Origin of the sequence: Microcoleus sp. MOSTC5 (assembly GCF_036701825.1) — a bacterium.
Taxonomy (GTDB): Bacteria; Cyanobacteriota; Cyanobacteriia; order Cyanobacteriales; family Microcoleaceae; genus Microcoleus; species Microcoleus asticus.
Genome location: NZ_JAUBRK010000002.1, coordinates 179,133 through 196,278, shown reverse-complemented (window position 1 = coordinate 196,278; position 17,146 = coordinate 179,133). Strand labels below are relative to the sequence as shown.

General features: G+C 45.3%; 17 protein-coding genes. 7 read left to right on the top strand and 10 right to left on the bottom strand.

Annotated elements, in window-relative coordinates; translation table 11 throughout:
- Nucleotides 1-164 precede the first annotated feature (164 nt).
- From QUA54_RS01835 to QUA54_RS01825, 3 genes are all read right to left on the bottom strand, one after another.
- Nucleotides 165-1,643, bottom strand: a complete 1,479-nt coding sequence (locus QUA54_RS01835; protein WP_333412798.1) for an MlaD family protein — start codon at nt 1,641-1,643, stop codon at nt 165-167.
- Between the two features lie 76 nt (nt 1,644-1,719).
- The gene (locus QUA54_RS01830; RefSeq protein WP_333201002.1) at nt 1,720-2,094 is read right to left on the bottom strand and encodes a four helix bundle protein; all 375 of its coding nucleotides are present in this window, start codon (nt 2,092-2,094) and stop codon (nt 1,720-1,722) included.
- Between the two features lie 86 nt (nt 2,095-2,180).
- Entirely contained in the window at nt 2,181-2,963 is a 783-nt protein-coding gene (locus QUA54_RS01825) for an ATP-binding cassette domain-containing protein (RefSeq protein ID WP_333189123.1), read from the bottom strand.
- Between the two features lie 171 nt (nt 2,964-3,134).
- On the opposite strand from QUA54_RS01825, the gene QUA54_RS01820 reads away from it, so the two are divergent.
- Complete coding sequence (locus QUA54_RS01820; RefSeq protein WP_333412796.1) at nt 3,135-4,535, top strand: gluconeogenesis factor YvcK family protein; 1,401 nt, start codon at nt 3,135-3,137, stop codon at nt 4,533-4,535.
- Nucleotides 4,536-4,664: 129 nt separating this feature from the next.
- Nucleotides 4,665-5,114, top strand: coding sequence for a tRNA (adenosine(37)-N6)-threonylcarbamoyltransferase complex ATPase subunit type 1 TsaE (tsaE, locus tag QUA54_RS01815; RefSeq protein ID WP_333412809.1), 450 nt, complete (start codon nt 4,665-4,667; stop codon nt 5,112-5,114).
- A gap of 41 nt (nt 5,115-5,155) precedes the next feature.
- Here tsaE and QUA54_RS01810 read toward each other — a convergent pair whose 3' ends face one another.
- From QUA54_RS01810 to QUA54_RS01800, 3 genes are read right to left on the bottom strand one after another with little or no spacing between them, the layout of a single operon-like run.
- Nucleotides 5,156-5,488, bottom strand: coding sequence for a DUF5615 family PIN-like protein (locus tag QUA54_RS01810; protein WP_333412794.1), 333 nt, complete (start codon nt 5,486-5,488; stop codon nt 5,156-5,158).
- A 3-nt stretch (nt 5,489-5,491) separates the two neighbouring features.
- Nucleotides 5,492-5,833 carry a DUF433 domain-containing protein gene (locus QUA54_RS01805; RefSeq protein WP_333412792.1) on the bottom strand — a complete coding sequence of 114 codons (342 nt, stop codon included), beginning with the start codon at nt 5,831-5,833 and terminating at the stop codon, nt 5,492-5,494.
- Nucleotides 5,834-5,888: 55 nt separating this feature from the next.
- Nucleotides 5,889-7,217 (bottom strand): dihydroorotase, encoded by a 1,329-nt coding sequence (locus QUA54_RS01800; protein WP_333412790.1) that lies wholly within the window; start codon nt 7,215-7,217, stop codon nt 5,889-5,891.
- A 399-nt stretch (nt 7,218-7,616) separates the two neighbouring features.
- Here QUA54_RS01800 and lepB point away from each other — a divergent pair, with 399 nt between their 5' ends.
- Nucleotides 7,617-8,225, top strand: coding sequence for a signal peptidase I (gene lepB / locus QUA54_RS01795; protein WP_333189118.1), 609 nt, complete (start codon nt 7,617-7,619; stop codon nt 8,223-8,225).
- Nucleotides 8,226-8,329: 104 nt separating this feature from the next.
- On the opposite strand, the gene QUA54_RS01790 is transcribed toward lepB, so the two are convergent.
- Nucleotides 8,330-9,853 carry a peptide ligase PGM1-related protein gene (locus QUA54_RS01790; protein WP_333412788.1) on the bottom strand — a complete coding sequence of 508 codons (1,524 nt, stop codon included), beginning with the start codon at nt 9,851-9,853 and terminating at the stop codon, nt 8,330-8,332.
- Between the two features lie 363 nt (nt 9,854-10,216).
- Nucleotides 10,217-11,833: a glycosyltransferase family 39 protein gene (locus QUA54_RS01785; protein ID WP_333412786.1), complete on the bottom strand. Its 1,617-nt coding sequence runs from the start codon at nt 11,831-11,833 to the stop codon at nt 10,217-10,219.
- A gap of 318 nt (nt 11,834-12,151) precedes the next feature.
- Here QUA54_RS01785 and recA point away from each other — a divergent pair, with 318 nt between their 5' ends.
- Nucleotides 12,152-13,291, top strand: a complete 1,140-nt coding sequence (recA, locus tag QUA54_RS01780; protein ID WP_333412784.1) for a recombinase RecA — start codon at nt 12,152-12,154, stop codon at nt 13,289-13,291.
- Nucleotides 13,292-13,605: 314 nt separating this feature from the next.
- Nucleotides 13,606-13,794, top strand: coding sequence for a hypothetical protein (locus QUA54_RS01775; RefSeq protein WP_333412782.1), 189 nt, complete (start codon nt 13,606-13,608; stop codon nt 13,792-13,794).
- Between the two features lie 119 nt (nt 13,795-13,913).
- On the opposite strand, the gene QUA54_RS01770 is transcribed toward QUA54_RS01775, so the two are convergent.
- Nucleotides 13,914-14,633, bottom strand: coding sequence for a hypothetical protein (locus QUA54_RS01770; RefSeq protein WP_333412781.1), 720 nt, complete (start codon nt 14,631-14,633; stop codon nt 13,914-13,916).
- Nucleotides 14,634-15,194: 561 nt separating this feature from the next.
- Between QUA54_RS01770 and QUA54_RS01765 the strand changes: the two genes are divergently transcribed.
- Together QUA54_RS01765 and QUA54_RS01760 are read left to right on the top strand one after the other, a co-directional pair.
- Nucleotides 15,195-15,668: a Coq4 family protein gene (locus QUA54_RS01765; RefSeq protein ID WP_333412779.1), complete on the top strand. Its 474-nt coding sequence runs from the start codon at nt 15,195-15,197 to the stop codon at nt 15,666-15,668.
- A 29-nt stretch (nt 15,669-15,697) separates the two neighbouring features.
- Nucleotides 15,698-15,922 carry a response regulator transcription factor gene (locus QUA54_RS01760; RefSeq protein ID WP_172191715.1) on the top strand — a complete coding sequence of 75 codons (225 nt, stop codon included), beginning with the start codon at nt 15,698-15,700 and terminating at the stop codon, nt 15,920-15,922.
- Nucleotides 15,923-16,038: 116 nt separating this feature from the next.
- Here the strand turns inward: QUA54_RS01760 and QUA54_RS01755 are convergent, their stop codons facing one another.
- Nucleotides 16,039-16,935 carry an alpha/beta hydrolase gene (locus tag QUA54_RS01755; RefSeq protein WP_333412777.1) on the bottom strand — a complete coding sequence of 299 codons (897 nt, stop codon included), beginning with the start codon at nt 16,933-16,935 and terminating at the stop codon, nt 16,039-16,041.
- Nucleotides 16,936-17,146 lie beyond the last annotated feature (211 nt).

Genomic DNA, 17,146 nt, shown 5'->3' with positions numbered 1-17,146 from the left:
CTACTGACAGGATGCTCTTTGATATCTTGCCATTTTTGTCAAGTACAATTTATACCAAATTAGATGAGCTTACCCTGTGCGTATTGCGCTGGTTACTAACTAGAGTAGCTCGCGAATCTTGTGCAATTGCGCTTATTCAATGATACCCTGTTTTAAGGCGTATTTTATGGATCTACTGGTTCTGCTGACCTAGCAGTTTGAGAAGGTATAACAGGCCATTTTGGCTGTTTTTGCAAGCGAGGAAATCCAGGCTCTACTGATGAATTTCTGGCAGTTTTACTCGCATTTACTTTCTCAGAAAGGGGAGCTAATGTTTGAGTGACTTTAACTTGCTGTCGGAGTTGTTCTGTCGAACCCAACAAGCCTCCTAATCCGTTGAACAACCTGCGAATGTTGTTGCGGAAAGCCGGATCTCCTGTCAAATCATCCACGTCGGAAGTAATTTTCTGGACGTTCTGAAATGTAGCTCGTGCAGAATCTAGAGTTTGCTGCAATAATAGCAAAGTGGTCGGATTGTTTACCTGGCTGGATAAATCTCGCAAATTACCAGAAGCTTGGGCTGCATTCGCTGATAAAACTTCTAAATTGTTCAGCAATTGTCCTTGGTTGATTCGATTAATTGTCGGACTCAAACTGCTGACAGCTACCCGCAGTTCCTGACTGCTTTGATTGATGTTATTCAGAGTTGAAACTAAACTGGCGCGGTTGGTTGCTACTAAAGAATTAAGTTGGTTGGCTGTTAATGTAACTTGATTGGCTGCTTGAGTTACTGAATTAGCAGAATTTATCGCAGCGGCAGATACGGCTTTTGTGGAAGTGTCCGCCGTAGCTGCTACTTTAGAAATATCAGCCGCAACTCCTGATATTTCCCCTTTAAGCGATTGATTTAGACTGCTTGCCTCTCCCTTTAATGATTGATTTAAACTATTAAATTCTCCCTTTAATGATTGATTTAAACTTGTTAAATCGGTTTTTATAGATTGATTTAAGCTGCCAAGGTCTCCCCGTACAGATTGATTCAAAGTTTTTATTTCAGTTTGGGCAGTTTGAGTTAACTTCGATAAATCTTGAGTGAGTTTAGCTGCACCTTTAGCTGTGTTAGCTGTATTTTCTGCCAGGGATTTAATATTGTTGAACAGCGCGGGGTCGGTGTAGAAATTAGCTAGGCGGACTGTGGATCGAATAAGTTCGTCGATAGTAACTCCTGCTTGACCTTTTAAGCGCGAATTTTGGCAGATAATCTCAGGGGGACAGTCAGCACTAACGGGATTGGCGGTAAGTAATGATTCTGGCAAAATCGAGTTGGGGGTAATGTCGATCGACGATTCGCCAATTAAACCGGATTTATTCGCTTCGATCACCACATCCCGGGGAATCACTAAAGTACCGGGGGCAATCTCCAGCGTCACGTCTACGCCGTTGGAACCCGGTTTGAGGGCGGTAATTTTACCGACTGCAACTCCGCGATACCTGATGGGCGTGCCTATTTGCATTCCTTGGGCGCTGGCAAATTCTACGGCGAATTTGTAGCTGCGGTTGCCTACCTGCACGCCCCGCAACCAGAGCACTAAACCACCAAATAAACCGATTCCTACTAAAATTAAGAACCCGACAGAACCTTCTCTTACAGTTCGCGATTGCATATTACCTCCTTAGGCAGTTGGCAGTTGGCAGTTGATAGTTGGCAGTTGATAGTTGATAGTTGGCAGTTGATAGTTGTTAATTTTTGTCATATGTGTTGCCTATAGATTTTAGATAGGCGTTTAGCCGGGGCGACAGTTCATCAATAATTGGCTTGAGTGTTTCTACTTGCGTACTTGTTAGTAGTTGCCTAGTATAAGCCCGTCTCAACCAGTGCTTTGTTTCATATAAAGAACCTCTGGCGATCTTGATAAATCGCCGATGGTCCTGATAGCTACCTCTACCATCTCCTTCAGCAATATTAGCACCAATACTATCAGCAGAGCGAATAATTTGCTTGCCGACCGTATCTTTTGCGAGTGCGTCCCATTTTATAACAATATTCCAAATTTCATCAGCTAATTTTTCAGCTAATTTATAAACATCTAACTTCTGAAAGTTTGTTTGTGACATATACTATCTCCCAACAATACAAACAATTAACCACGGCAAACTGACCACGGCAAACTGACCACGGACAACTGACAACTGACAATTGACTATCCAATCACTTGAATTGGGCCAGTAACGCTGCCGCTAAAAAATTGTTGAATTAACAAATTATCTGTTGATGCAATATCGCTGACAGTTCCCTCCCACTGCACTTTGCCTCGATAGAGAAACACGATGCGATCGGCAGTGCGGCGGATGGTACTGTCTTGGTGAGTAACGATCGCATAAGTGCTGCAAACACCTTGGGCCGCCTGCAACTCGCGGATTAAATCTTCAATTACCGTCGAAGCGATCGGATCTAAACCCGCCGTCGGTTCGTCGTACAGCAAAACCTCTGGATTATCCCTGTCATTATCGGGATTCGCCATGATGGCGCGGGCAAAACTTACCCGCTTCCTCATTCCCCCAGACAACTGCGCCGGATAGCGTTCGCCAATTCGCGGCAAACCCACCATCTCCAACTTTTCCTCCACTAATTCCCGAATGCGGCGGCGCGGCAGCTTAGAATGCTGGTAAAGTAAAAAACCGACATTCTCCTCCACCGTCAGCGAATCAAACAAAGCCGCTTGCTGAAACACCATCCCAATTCCGATCGGATCTGCCACGTCGTCCACCCATCCGACCCTGCGCTGTCCCTGAACGAAAACCTCACCGGCATCCGGGGCCAACAAACCCGCAATTATCCGCAAAATCGTAGATTTCCCAGTCCCGGAAGGGCCAATAATTGCCAGGGCCTCTCCCCGATAAATCCTCAGATCGACTCGATCGAGGATCGGGTTCTGGCCGAAGGACTTACTTACCCCCTTGAGTTCGATTAGTGGCTCAGCCATAGGATGTTATCAATAAATTATCAGTCCTCAGTCATCAGTCTAGCTAATGACTAATGACTCATGACTAATGATTAATGACTAATGACTTAAATTGACTGCCAGAATCAAAACTCTCTTGTATTGTAAATTTGTCAGCTTGAGCTGTTCCAATACCCTTAAGACTAATTAACCATGTCAATTAGTTCACTTCCTAAAGCCCTCCGCGTCTTGGCTAAAGCCAAGCAGGTTTTTGCCCAATCCAGAAATCCTTACCCCCCTTCTTTGCGGAACGGGCGAGTTCACCAGTGGTTTAAGTGGTTAGCCCCCGGACTGTTGGTGAAACGGTGGCTGCTGATCAGTGCCAGCGGCGTGGTACTTGCCACTTTGGGTTTAGCGATTTGGACTGGGATGACTCCCATTTTCTTCTTATTGCAATTGTTGAGAAATTTTTTGGCGTGGATTGCCGAAGTTGTTCCCAATTACGTGTCGGGGCCGCTCATCATTCTTGGCGGGATTTTGTTAATTCTGTGGGGGCAAACTCGCAGTTTGAACTCTATTACTCAAGTGCTGATGCCGGAAGGGAATGAGGAATTGGTCGATCGCCTCCTCAACCACCGCAGGCTGCACCGCGGACCGAAAATTGTGGCACTTGGGGGCGGTACGGGCCTTTCTAATTTGCTCAGGGGATTGAAAGATTACAGCGCCAAAATCACTGCTATTGTCACGGTGGCGGATGATGGGGGGTCTTCCGGGCGGCTGCGGCGGGAAATTGGGGTATTGCCGCCGGGAGACATTCGCAATTGTTTGGCGGCTTTGGCAGATGAGGAAAAGTTATTAACTGAGTTATTTCAATATCGCTTTCAGGCCGGTGACGGTTTGATGGGTCACAGTTTTGGGAATTTGTTTTTGACGGCGATGAGCGATATTGCTGGAGATTTGGAACAGGCGATCGCCGCGAGTTCTAAAGTTTTAGCAGTTAGGGGAGAGGTGCTGCCGGCTACTCTGAGCGACGTGTCTTTGTGGGCAGAACTGGCGGACGGCCGGAGGATTGAGGGGGAGTCCAGCATTACAAAAGCTAACGGAAAAATCCTCAAAATAGGCTGTACTCCTGCTAATCCTCCGGCCTTACCTAGGGCTGTGGAAGGGCTTCGGGAAGCGGATTTTATTATTATTGGGCCAGGGAGTCTTTATACGAGTGTCATTCCGAATTTGTTAGTGCCGGAAATTGCTGATGCGATCGCCAACAGCGAAGTTCCGCGCATTTATGTGTGCAATATTATGACTCAGCCGGGGGAAACTGACGGATACAGTGTTGCAGACCACATTCGGGCGATCGACCGCGCTTGCGGCCGGCCACTGTTCGATGCTGTAGTAGTTCAAGGAAAAGTCCCTTCTGCAAAAGCTTTGATCCGCTATTCTCAGGAGAATTCTTATCCGGTTGTACTCGATCGAGAAGCCGTAACGCAATTGGGGCGGCGAATTGTCATCGCAAATGTGATGGATGAAGATAAAAATACGGGTTTAATTCGCCACAATTCTCAAAGGTTGGCGGGGATGTTGCTGCGTTGGTACGGTCGCGCCCAGAACATTTAAGCTGCTGACTGTTAACTGTTGACTGTTGACTGTTGACGGTGCAGACTAATGTTATTTGTTATTAGCAGCCTCAAGCGAGTAACTAATGACTAATGACTAATGACTAATGACTAATAACTAATGACTAAGATGATACTTTCTCTTCCAGATGCTGAAGCTACGCGCAAGTTGGGCGTATCATTAGGTCGATCGCTCCCCCCAGCCACTGTAATCTTATTACAAGGAGATTTAGGTGCTGGCAAAACTACCTTGGTTCAAGGTATCGCTGAAGGTTTAGGAATCTCAGACTCGATCGAAAGTCCTACTTTCACCCTGATTAACGAGTATTTTGCAGGGCGAGTTCCGCTGTACCATCTCGATTTGTATCGACTGGAACCCGAAGAAGCCGAAGCTTTGCACTTAGAAAGTTATTGGGACGGATTAGAAAGGGATTTGGGAATTGTGGCGATCGAATGGGCGGAAAGATTGCAATACAAACCAGAGAATCATTTGCAAATTTATTTGAGTTATCTAGATAACGGGCGGCAAATTGAAGTAATTGGTAATGGGGACTTATTTAATTGGCAATTGGAAATTTGAGAAAAGGCGATTTTCTTCGGGATAGCTTCGCTCGCGCTTACTTACTGCGGACGGTTGACACGAATCAATTTACCTCTCAAAGTTTCCTCAATTGAAATAGCATCATTGATGCGTGTTGCCAACCTTTCTAGATTTTTATCGTCTGTACACACGATAATACCAGCATGGTTGGGTTGTTGAGCGTGCAAACGAATGAAATGCCGACGATTTTGCGTCATAACGGCCCGATCGTTATTCACAGCAAAGGCTAATACTTCCGGGTCATCATCTCCGGCATTTCCTGCCTCTTGAATAGTCAGGGCATCGTGACCGAAATTTCGCAGCAATGCCACAACAGGAAACGGGAACTGTTCATCTGCATAGAGACGTGCCATAAATTATACTTCCTGCATCATTGCTGCTGCTTCTTCTCGGAGTGCTGTTTCAATTTCTTCGGAGTTAGCCTCAGCATAAGTCCAGACATTTACTAAGTTTGCAGCATTCAAATGGGGATAAAATTGTAGAAGTTCAGCATCGCTTGAACCTTGACGGCGCAAACTCACGAACAGCCAAACGGGAAGTCTAGTTTTGGCAATGCAAGCATCGCCGCCACACACGTCGGGAGTTTTGGTAATTCCTGGCCAGCTATTCTTTAAACTTTGGGTTAAAAGCCGGATGGCTTCAGCTTTCTCAGTCGGAGTTAAGGCCAGGAGTTGTGTTTCTAGTTCTTGGAGAAGCATGGGTAATATCGCCTTTGCGATGCAGGAATACCCAATTATAACACTTGAGTTAAATTCATGCTGACTCAGCGTCAAATGTCAAGGCTTCTCCCCTCACATTTGTATCCAATTTATTATTCTCAAAAACAACTTTTCCTCCCACAACCGTGACCACAGGCCATCCAGTTAAATTCCAACCTTCAAAGGGACTCCAGCCGCACTTGCTCACGATTTCGTCTCGCACCACCGGGCGGTAATTGTCCAAATCTACTAATACCAAATCAGCGTCAAACCCCGGAGAAATCGACCCTTTCTTCGGAATCTTATAAGCCTTAGCCACTGCCGTTGACATCCAATTAGCAACTTGCGCAACCGTACATCTTCCCTGCACTGCTTGGGTCAGCATCAAAGGCAAAGAAGTTTCGACTCCTGGCATTCCAGACGGCGTATTCGGATAATCTTGAGCTTTTTCTGCTAATGTGTGCGGCGCGTGATCGGTGGCGATAAAATCAATTACGCCGTCTAATAAAGCTTGCCAAAGTATTTCGTTATCCCGGGGTTCGCGCAAAGGCGGATTCATTTGAGCTAAACTGCCAATTTTTTCATAGGCGCTGGTATTTAACAACAAATGCTGCGGCGTCACTTCCGCCGTTACCCAACTCGGTTTTTCCTGACGCAAAAACTCAGCTTCATCCCCAGTTGAAAGGTGCAGAATGTGCAGACGGCGCTGATATTTATTAGAAAGCTTTAATGCTAGCTGAGTTGCTAATAAAGCTGCTTGATTGTCTTGAATTTGCGAGTGCACGGCCACATCGGAAATCCCGGCAAATTCCTGACGCCTCTGATTGATTCTAGCTTGGTCTTCGGCGTGTACGGCAATTAGTCGATCGCCCTTGGCAAAAATCGCCTCTAAAGTTGCTTCTCCATCCACCAAAAGCTGCCCGTGCATCGAACCCATAAAAACTTTAATTCCCGGAGTCGGATTCGCAGTCAACAAATCCGGCAAATTTTCGGCTGTTGCACCAATAAAAAAGCCGTAATTCACCAAACACTTCTCGGCAGCGCGACTTAGTTTATCATCTAAGGCAGCTTGGGTTGTTGTCAGAGGTCGGGTATTCGGCATTTCCAAAAATGAAGTCACGCCGCCTTTAGCGCAAGCACAGCTAGCGGTAAACAAGTCTTCCTTGTGTTCTAAACCCGGTTCTCGGAAGTGTACCTGGGGGTCAATGACTCCGGGTAACAGAGTTAAGCCTTTCGCATCTATTTCTCGATCGCCCGATTCGGCAATTTCAGGAGCAACCCGAACAATTTTGCCCTCGCAGATTTCCACGTCCCCTACTAAAAACTCGCCGTTGGGCAAAAGAACGCGAGCGCCGCGGATTAACAAACTTGATGTGGTCAGCATAAGCTATAATTAAATGAGTAAGGTGTGTGTCAGCCTGGAAAAATTTTATCCTCAAAAGAGTTCTGTCAATAGTAAGAAATATGAATGCGAGTTGCGCTCAGAAACTCGGTTTATACGGAAAATAACAGGTTGAGGACGATATATCTATGTAAGAAACCCAGTTTCTTACCGGGGGCGTTGGAGGTAACAGGCAGATGCCTGTGAAGCAACAAATATTTTTTTTAGGAGGTGGCACTCCTAGCCCGCTCCTAAAAAGATTATTCCAACACAAATAGAGGTTTTGCACTCGTCTGCAGGGCCAATGCAAAAACCCACCCCGCCGGCGAAGATTTTGTAGATTTCCTGAAAAAACTCCGAATTAAGTTTATAATTTGTATCCAGCCCAGTCACTTAATACTTATGACTCGTCTAGACAAGTCAGCCGACGAAAAACCTCCGCAAGACACCGAAAATCCTTGGATAGAAGGAATTAAGACGATCGGCTTAGCAGCATTTTTGGCCTTTGGCATCCGCACCCTGGTTGCCGAAGCTCGCTACATTCCCACCGGCTCGATGCTTCCAACCTTACAAATTAACGATCGATTAATTATAGATAAGGTGAGCTATCGATTCCAAGAGCCCCAGCGAGGAGATATTATAGTGTTTATGCCTCCAGATCCAGCTAGTTTGTGCACGGGACAGCCGCCGCCGATCAAAGATGCCTATATCAAGCGAGTGATCGGACTTCCAGGAGACACTGTGGAAGTTAAACAGGGAAAAGTTTTTATTAACAAGCAGCCGCTACAGGAAAAATATATTGAAGAAATTCCACAGTATCCCTACGGGCCTGTAGTTGTAGCTCCAAATTCTTACTTGGTGCTCGGCGACAACCGAAACGCAAGCTGTGACAGCCATTATTGGGGCTTTGTACCGAGGCAAAATATTATCGGTAGGGCGATCGTCCGTTTTTGGCCGCTCAACCGCACAGGTTCGATCGATCCCACGCCCATTTATCCCCCTAAAAATTAGCTACAACCCGCAACCCGCAGATTAAAATCTGCGGTTGTCAGTTTAAAGTACCAATGACCTATTAGCCATTTCCCACGACCAAATAATTAATGGTTAAATGAGATTTAGTATGAAGTTTCGCGATCGAGCACTTTCACAACTTTGTTATACATCTGCTCAGCTTCTTGCTGCGAATTGCCGATACTCGTCAATCCCAATTTGCCAAACTCCGACAAACAGCCCATTAAATGAAACACACTGCCCGTCTCAGTACCAGTGTCAAAATGCAGTTGATTGTCAGCAATAATATCCATCAAATCGTTCGGCAACAATCCCCGATAACGCTCTTTTTTCAAATTGTCGGAAGCAACATAATATTTCGGACGGCCCTGCTGACTGTAAAACAATCCCGTAGTACGCTCGTACCGACCGTTTGTTAACAGCTTCAAAGCCATAAACGGATGAGTTGTGCCTCCTTTCCGTAAGTTAATTTCTATTGCTTGAAGATCCCATTTCCCATCGGATTGCTTTACCGCGAGAAAATCCACTCCAAATCTCTCTAAAGCACCTTTTTTAGCTAAGTTTTGCCCTACTTTCCATCCCAATTCCTGCAACGCTATTCGATAAGATTCGTCCGCCGGAAATCGGCAGCCTAAGAAAATTTGACCGTCTGGGCCTCCTAAAATTTGGTCGTGGGTTGAGAGAATTTCTACTTCGCCGCTGGGGACAATTCTGCCTTGAACGCTGGGCGAGAACTTTTTTTCTCCTTCGATAAATGCTTCGGCAATTGCCCCTAATTCGGGAATGCGGCTGCTAAAATTTTCCCAGGTTTCGCCTGTGGATTGAAAGCGTAAATTATGGAAGCTGTCGCCAATTGCCTTCGCTCTTTCTGTAGTTGCTTTACCTGCGAGAGACTTCAGATCTAAAATTGCATTACCTTCCCCCGAAAAACCTTCATTTAACTTAATTACCATCCGCTGCAAATGCGGCTGCCTTTCCCAAAGTTGAGCCGCAGATTCTGCTAAATCTTCAGCATTCCAAACCAACTCGGAACCGTCAGGACAAGGCACGCCACATTCTTTAAAAATTTGCCTGCTACCGCTTTTTGTTCCCCAGTATAACAGATCGGGATCGCTAGCCCACAAAGGAATCCCCAATTTAACAGATAACTCGCGTTCTAAGGGCGTAGAGTTGTAACAAACCATATAAGATTTTGTCGGCCGCGCTGCTTGACGAATGCGCTCCATCAAGCGGGGACGATCTAAAATTTTCTGGGTGAGGGATTTGGCAGAAGCATCGTAAGCACAGAACAGCAAAAGCCGATCGCGCGCGTGAGAAAACGGAATTCCCGGCAACAATTGCAGGTAATAATCCACAATCATCGGGTGCAAAGGCTCGGAGGTAATGTAAATTAAGCGCGTGCGGGGATTTCGCAGGCGAATCAATGAAAATAAATGCCGCTCTTCGTAGTGGTAAGCCCCCTCAATTTTCAGCATTTCTTGCTGATCTAAGCTGAGAGAAGGAATGACGATAATGTCACAATCTCCGCTGTCGAAGTCTTCGATCGCTCCCCAGCGTTCGCGTAATTCTGTCTGAAGATTGCGAAATTGCTGTGCGGATTCGGAAGATGAATTATTTAACTCTTGCATTGCGTTTTATCCTAAGTATTCAAATAATTATTGCTGATTATGTCAAATGCGTCCGCCCAAATACTTGAGACAACTGACACAGTTTTTTTCTGACGCACTTTAGCGGGAATTTTGACAAAAATGCCCCAATAGTGATTTAAGGTGTGTCAGTCGAAATATTTGAGGCAACTCAAACAGTTTTTTATGACCCCGCCCAAAAACGGATACCGTGCCACCTACTCCTGTCGTGAAAATCCAAAAATTTTAGACCAAAGTTTAATCTCCCAGATTCATCTGTGGAATAAATCTAAAATCTAAAATCTACAATCTAAAATCGGCTGACGTACCCTACCGGGGACGATCGTCCATTTCTGTCAAGCTGCTCTAAGAAGCTCGCCGCACTCGAAAAAGTCTGGCATACTCCAATATTGGCTCTAAGCGGCGTTGATTTTGCTTGAGTGCCGATCGCAATTTTTCCGAAGGGCGGAATACCAGGGGAGCCGAATATTTGTTCAGCATCTCCATATCTGGCGACTGGCTCAGCAGCATCAGCCGCACGTCTTTGTCAAGCAAATAACTCAGAGAAAGCAAATCTCCCATGTTAGTAAAATCGTTACCGCGATCGCTAATTACAATTGTATCTTTAATCGAGCGGTTAGCTATCGCCTCTTTGTTAATAATTTTCGCAACTTCAGCATTAAAATAACTCAAGTCTTTGCTCCACCAAGTATCAGAAAAAGCGCTGACCGTACAGGATGCTATACTTGCTGTAAATACCAAGGCTAAAATAACTTGCCAAAACCGCTCCTGAGTTTTCACGTTACTTGCGAGCAAGTAAGCAACTGCTAGCTGCACTCCCGGAAAGCAGGAAATCAGATAGCGACTGACGGCGGAACGTTTGCCGCCTAAGATTATATCCGGTAACGCCAGGATCGAAAAAGGTACAAAAATTGATGTTAAAATAAACAACCAAGTTGAACTGCTAGTCCAGCGGCAGATTTTGTAAATTGCTGCGGCCATTAACAGCAAAAATGGCAATCTCAGCACATAAGTCCAGATATTATCAAAGCCTAAGTCGAAGTCAAAAAATAAGGCTGTAAAGCTGAGAACCCACAATTTGACCAGATACAGCAAACCAGGAGATACTCGCGTCCAATCTGTCGTAGCTGATGCTCGTTCCAGGTTGGTTGTCAGCACGTAAATCCACGGAAAATACAATATTAAAGCTGCTATTACTGCTAGAAAAAATAGGGAATTAGTTACGTGACCTTCCAATTCTCTTTTTTTTACAAACAACCAGTAAGCAATTATAAAAACTCCGTGTCCGATGAGAGTTAAACTGAAGAAAGGGTGAGTGTAGAAACCAATGGCGATCGCCAGCGAGTAACACGCCCAGTTTTGCCAACCCCGCAACCGCACTGCTCTCAGCAGCAGCCAACTGCTGCCAATAACTGTGGCTGTCAGCAAACTGTACTGCCTTGCTGTCTGAGCAAACAGTATGTCAAAGGGAGATAATGCCAAAAGTGCTGTTGCTAATAACGCCGCCAAATTAGAGGCAAAAAGTTCCTGAGCTAAAGCGTACATCAAAGGCAGCGACAGTAAACTCAATAGTGCTGGCAAAGTGCGGGATGCTGTTAGAGAACTGCCAAATTGCTGCATCCACCAACGAGCCATGAGAAAGTATAAAGGCGGATGCTGCGGGTCTTCTAGTGCTAAAGAACGAATTGTATCTGCTTCTGTACTTCCCGGTTTAATCCGCTGATATTTTTGCAATTCTGGTGCGGGAACAATCCGGTTTTGGAATAGTTTGTCGTCGATTTCTTGGCGTGTGAAACCAGCAGCGCGGATTGATGTGTAAGCTTCGTCGTGCCAGTAAAGTTTGCGATCGATCTCGAAGAACCGAAATCCGATACCTAGTAAAATGCCGATCGCCAATAAGCTCATCAGCCAGCGGGAATTTTTGGTATTAACAGATGTGTCTTGATGTGTTGTAGATCCCATGCTTGTCCTAATTGTGGCGATTCCCTGCGGGATAGCTACGCTTCACGGAATTTGGCACTGTAGACCATCTTAAACCTCACTCCGAGAGCGATCGATACCCAGTACATACCCCGACAGACAATAATTCTACCCTCTGCCGGATGCTGAATACCTTCTAGATCCGAGCCTTGTGAAAGCTGGCTCAGGCTGAACCACCCCCAAAATCAAGAATCTTCAAGCAGATCCTCCCAGAACCTCCAGACCCCAAAAATAACTGCTAACATACGTGTTGTACAGTTAATCAACAAGCTCCGCAAGGGGTCTACCCGCATACCGCAAATGGCAAAAAAAGAAACGTCTATAAAAACTTCCACTGAAAACTCAGAAAAGCAAAAAGCCCTAACTTCCGTACTGTCCCAAATCGAGCGCAGCTTTGGCAAAGGGGCGATCGTCCGATTGGGAGACTCCACTCGTATGAGGGTAGAAACCATTCCCACCGGAGCCCTGACACTGGACATTGCTTTGGGCGGCGGTTTGCCAAAAGGCCGAGTCATTGAAATTTACGGGCCGGAAAGTTCCGGTAAAACCACTCTAGCCCTCCACGCGATCGCCGAAGTCCAAAAATCCGGCGGAATCGCAGCCTTCGTCGATGCCGAACACGCGCTCGATCCCACCTACGCCTCAGCTTTAGGCGTCGATATTGAAAATCTATTAGTTTCCCAGCCGGATACCGGCGAAATGGGCCTAGAAATTGTCGATCAACTCGTGCGTTCCGTCGCCGTCGATATCGTAGTCATTGACTCCGTAGCCGCCCTCGTCCCCCGCGCCGAAATTGAAGGCGACATGGGCGACTCCCACATGGGTTTGCAAGCGCGCTTGATGAGCCAAGCTTTACGGAAAATCACCGGCAATATCGGCAAATCCGGCTGTACCGTCATTTTCCTCAACCAATTGCGGCAGAAAATCGGCATAACTTACGGCAACCCGGAAACAACAACCGGCGGCAACGCACTCAAATTCTACGCCAGCGTGCGGCTCGACATTCGCCGCATTCAAAGCTTGAAAAAAGGTACCGAAGAATACGGCAACCGCACGAAAGTTAAAGTTGCTAAAAATAAAGTTGCTCCGCCTTTCCGCATTGCCGAATTTGACATTGTATTTGGCAAAGGCATTTCTACTTTAGGCTGTCTGACTGACTTGGCCGACGAAATGGGAGTAATTATGAAAAAAGGTTCTTGGTATAGCTATAACGGCGAGAACATAGCTCAAGGACGAGACAAAGTGATCCAGCACATGGAGAAAAACATCGATTTCAAAAATGAAATTGAGGAGCTAGTTAAAAAGAAACTTGAGACTGGTGCTGTGGTTTCTGCTAATTCTGTCGCTCCTGTTGAGGTAGATGATGTAGATGATGTAGATGATGTAGATGATGTAGATGTAGATGATGTAGATGATGTAGATGATTTGGAAGAAATCTAAATCTTTTAGTCAATAAATCCCATAGCAGTTATATCCCCGACTTTTTAAAGAAGTCGGGGATATGTTTATTCTGTTTTTTTAAGATGTAGGGTAAAGCATTTGAGAGAAGACAAAGATCCCCAACTTCATCGATGAAGTCGGGGATCTAAAATAAGAGTATTTCACGTTTAATGTTGAGGAGTTTGGTTGAAGGAAATCTCTAAAACTTCTATCTGCTGGTTGAGAGTCGCAGAGCGCTTCTGAGCATATTTGTCGTGCAGAAAAATAGTTAAGCCCACACCCACTGGCAAAACAAAATCGGTGCTTACGGCAGTGTGGGCTCTGTAATTTACGCCACCCTTTATAGCTTTCTGCCGCAAACAGTTGCAGGCAACCGCAGCTTCTTTGAGGTACTCGGAATTGCTGCTGTAATTGTGTGCTTCCTTTGTGTTTTTATCCTGAAGGAACCGAAGGTTATTGCAAGCAAAGATTTGGCAGAAGAAGCTATGTTGCTGGGCCACTAAATCGCCAATCAAGTTTTAATTAAAACAAGTTAAAACAACAGAAAACCCAGCAGCGTCACTTCTTTCTTTAAGAAGTCGTGCTTTGAGATGAGCAGCAGTTTATTTATCACTTTTGTCACTTACTGTGGCAAAGAAATTGGCTGAATGTATTGAGAATTAGCGCGCACGTAACAGCCATTTGTTGTCAGCAGCCAGGGTTGACCTTTCTCTAGTTTAATTGCATTTGTTCCCCTGAGTTCACCGAAAATTTTATCTTTGTTCGCGCTGTAAACTTGTTTAATTGCTCCGTTTGGCGTCTGGCGACAGTTGAGTTTTCCATCCTGTGAGGTGATTCGCCACAATGGCCAAGTTCCAGAACCAGCAGTTTCAGTCAACCAAGTATTAGCATTGCTAGAAGTATAGTCGCCACTTGCATTAGCACGCGGTAAAGCTTCGACTAAATTTACTTTAACTGTCTTGCCCACTGAAGGACAATTTTCTCCTGCTTTCACCTTCCAAGTAACTTCTGCTCCCAATTGGCTGCTCCTTCCAACTTGACGCGTGACAATGGTAATATCTCCAGAACAAACAATTTTTTTTCCAGGGCCACTCGCACTGTCTTTGAAAGTTCCGTTGTAATAATAAGAGCCGGCTGCTCCTTCGGAACGGGTAACTTTAATATTGCCCAAAAATTCACGATTGCCTACTTTTGTCAAGTAAAAACTGCTGCGATTGTTCCCTTTTTCTGACAGGTTTAAAGTAGTTTGACCGTTGGGATCAACATAAGTGGTAGCGCTAGCAGCACTGCACCAAATTAATGACAAAGCTCCTGCATAAAACCAAATATTAAGTTGTTTCATGGCAATACCTTTTATGAATTTATACTTTATTATACCTAGTATTCAAATACTTCACCAGTCGCTCAAATGAGTGACACTAATTTGAGCGACTGCGCACTCGTCTGACCCTGGGCGGGGAGCATCCCCGGCATCAACTCTGCATAACTTCACCTTACTTCAGGTTCCTTCAACTCTCTTCACTTGCTAGCACCCGCATCGCTTGGTTTACAGGGTTCAACTTCTGACTCATTGCAGGTTCCAATGATGAGCAGCAGAATAAATTTATATACGTAAGTAAGGGAGTTCCAATCACCGCTAAATACTGTGGATTTTACGGTTACTTCCCGGTGGGTCAAGTTGCGGTAACTAACACTAGCCCGATTTTGACAACTGGCAGATTTTACCTCTGAGGCTGTTTGTAAAGAAATGTAAAAGCTCCTGAAAGCCAATTGCTGTGACAGAAAGTACGGTTTCTAAGCTGAGTAGGTAAAAAAAGTCGTCTTGATTCAGCGCAAAAATGAACTTGACAAACACCAATTAATTTGCCCGAAACTTAAATCATTGTTGAAGGGAGAATCAATCATGGCTGACGGTCAATTAGAAGTTATATTAAAGATGGCTCGAACAATTAATCCTCAAATTGAGAGCGATCGACCTTTTGAAATAGACTTGGAAAAATTGCGCCAACTGCCAGCAGGAACATTAGGGTGCGAAGTGGCGCGGTTTTTGGACGAACAAGGCTTTGAGCCGATCGCATCGGGAGACTGGATTCAGCGAAACCACGACGTTTGGCACGTTCTGACCGGTCTTTCAGCTTCAACAGAAGATGAATTTGTACTTCAAGCGTTTACTCGCGCTCAAGTATTTCGTCCTTCCTGTGCGATTTTAGTGTTAGTTGGACTGATCGGCGGCAAATGCGCGATCGGACAAATTATCAAAGGCTTAAAACACGGAAAACTAGCCACTCGGCTAATAGACTGGGATGTTGCATCTGATTGGGAAACTCCTTTATCTGAAGTTCGAGAAAAACTCGGAATTCAACCCTTAATTGATTAGATTTTAACTCGTTATCTCATTGCAAAAGTATGCAAAGCACAAGTGACAAACCGGAAATTAGCCTGAGTCCACGGGAAAGAGCGATCGCGCAATTAGTAGCCCAAGGCCTGCCAAACAAATGTATTGCCAAAAATTTAAATATCAGTCACTGGACGGTTGCTACTTACGTGAGGCGGATTTTTATCAAACTCGGTGTTTGTTCCAGAACTGCAATGATTGCACTGCTGATCCAAGAAAATTTGCTCTGGGATTAACAAACAGTTGAATTTGTCAGATATCAAGAACGGGCAAGATGCCCGTTCCACAAAAATTCAATCTTCTTGTGGAACGGGCATCTTGCCCGTTCTTATTTGCAAGCGTTAATTTTTTTCTATGCCAAAGCCAAAGAAGGAGAAGAATTTCTCAGAAAACTCAGCAATTCTCGATTCACCGTTTGCGGTGCTTCCTGCTGAATCCAGTGACCGCAGTTAGGAACTAATTTCAACTTAAACGGAGCCGTAATTAACCGATCTAAACCTTCTACAAGTTTGTGGCTTAAAAACGCATCTTCTTCTCCCCAAAGCACCAAAGTAGGCACTGTCACAGGTTCTAATTTCTGTCCCCAATGCCAAAGCCGCTGCGGGTGAAACATCTGCTGGTAATAATTCATCGCCGCCGCTAACACTCCCGGCTTTTCTAAAGCAGTCTGATAAATCTTAGTTTCTTCAGCGCTAAAAGCTCCTTTGCGAACAGCTTGTCCTTGAAAAACATTTTTCACAAAATCTTTCAAGTTTTGCCGGATCAACCATTCGGGAATGCCGGGAACCTGAAAAGCCAAAACGTACCAACTGCGGCGGATTTGATCTAAATTGCTCGCCATTTCCTGCACGAATCGCTGCGGGTGCGGAGCGTTTAAAATTGCCAAGCGGTTGAGCTTTTCGGGGAATTTTTGAGCTAAGTGCCACGCGATCGCACCTCCGCAATCGTGACCGACAATGTGAGCTTTTGTATAGCCCAGCCGATCGATCAAACCGCGAATATCGGCGCTCAGCGTATCTAAATCATAGCCGCTTGTCGGTTTGTCGGAATCGTTGTAGCCCCGCAAATCCGGCACCACAACCTTGAAATGACGCGCTAAGGCAGGGATTTGATGGCGCCAAGAGTACCAAAACTCTGGAAACCCGTGCAGGAGCAGAACGAGATCGCCTTCTCCTTGAGAAACGCAGTGCAGGCGGATGTTGTTGGTTTCGACAAAAATGTGTTGCTGTTCGGAATCTAAAGAATTCATAGTTGGAAAGTTAGACTTATTTTGGGGAAGTACAGAACCCGCCGACTGGTAGCAGGCTGAAACTTCCCAATGGTTTTAATGTTTCTGCTTTTATTGTAGCTGCTTTTCGAGTCCCGCCGCTGCAATCTAATTAAACTTAAAACTTGTAGGGTTTTTCGGTGTTCTGTTTTTTAGGTGTAATTACTAATCTTAACTTTCTCACCTTAAATTT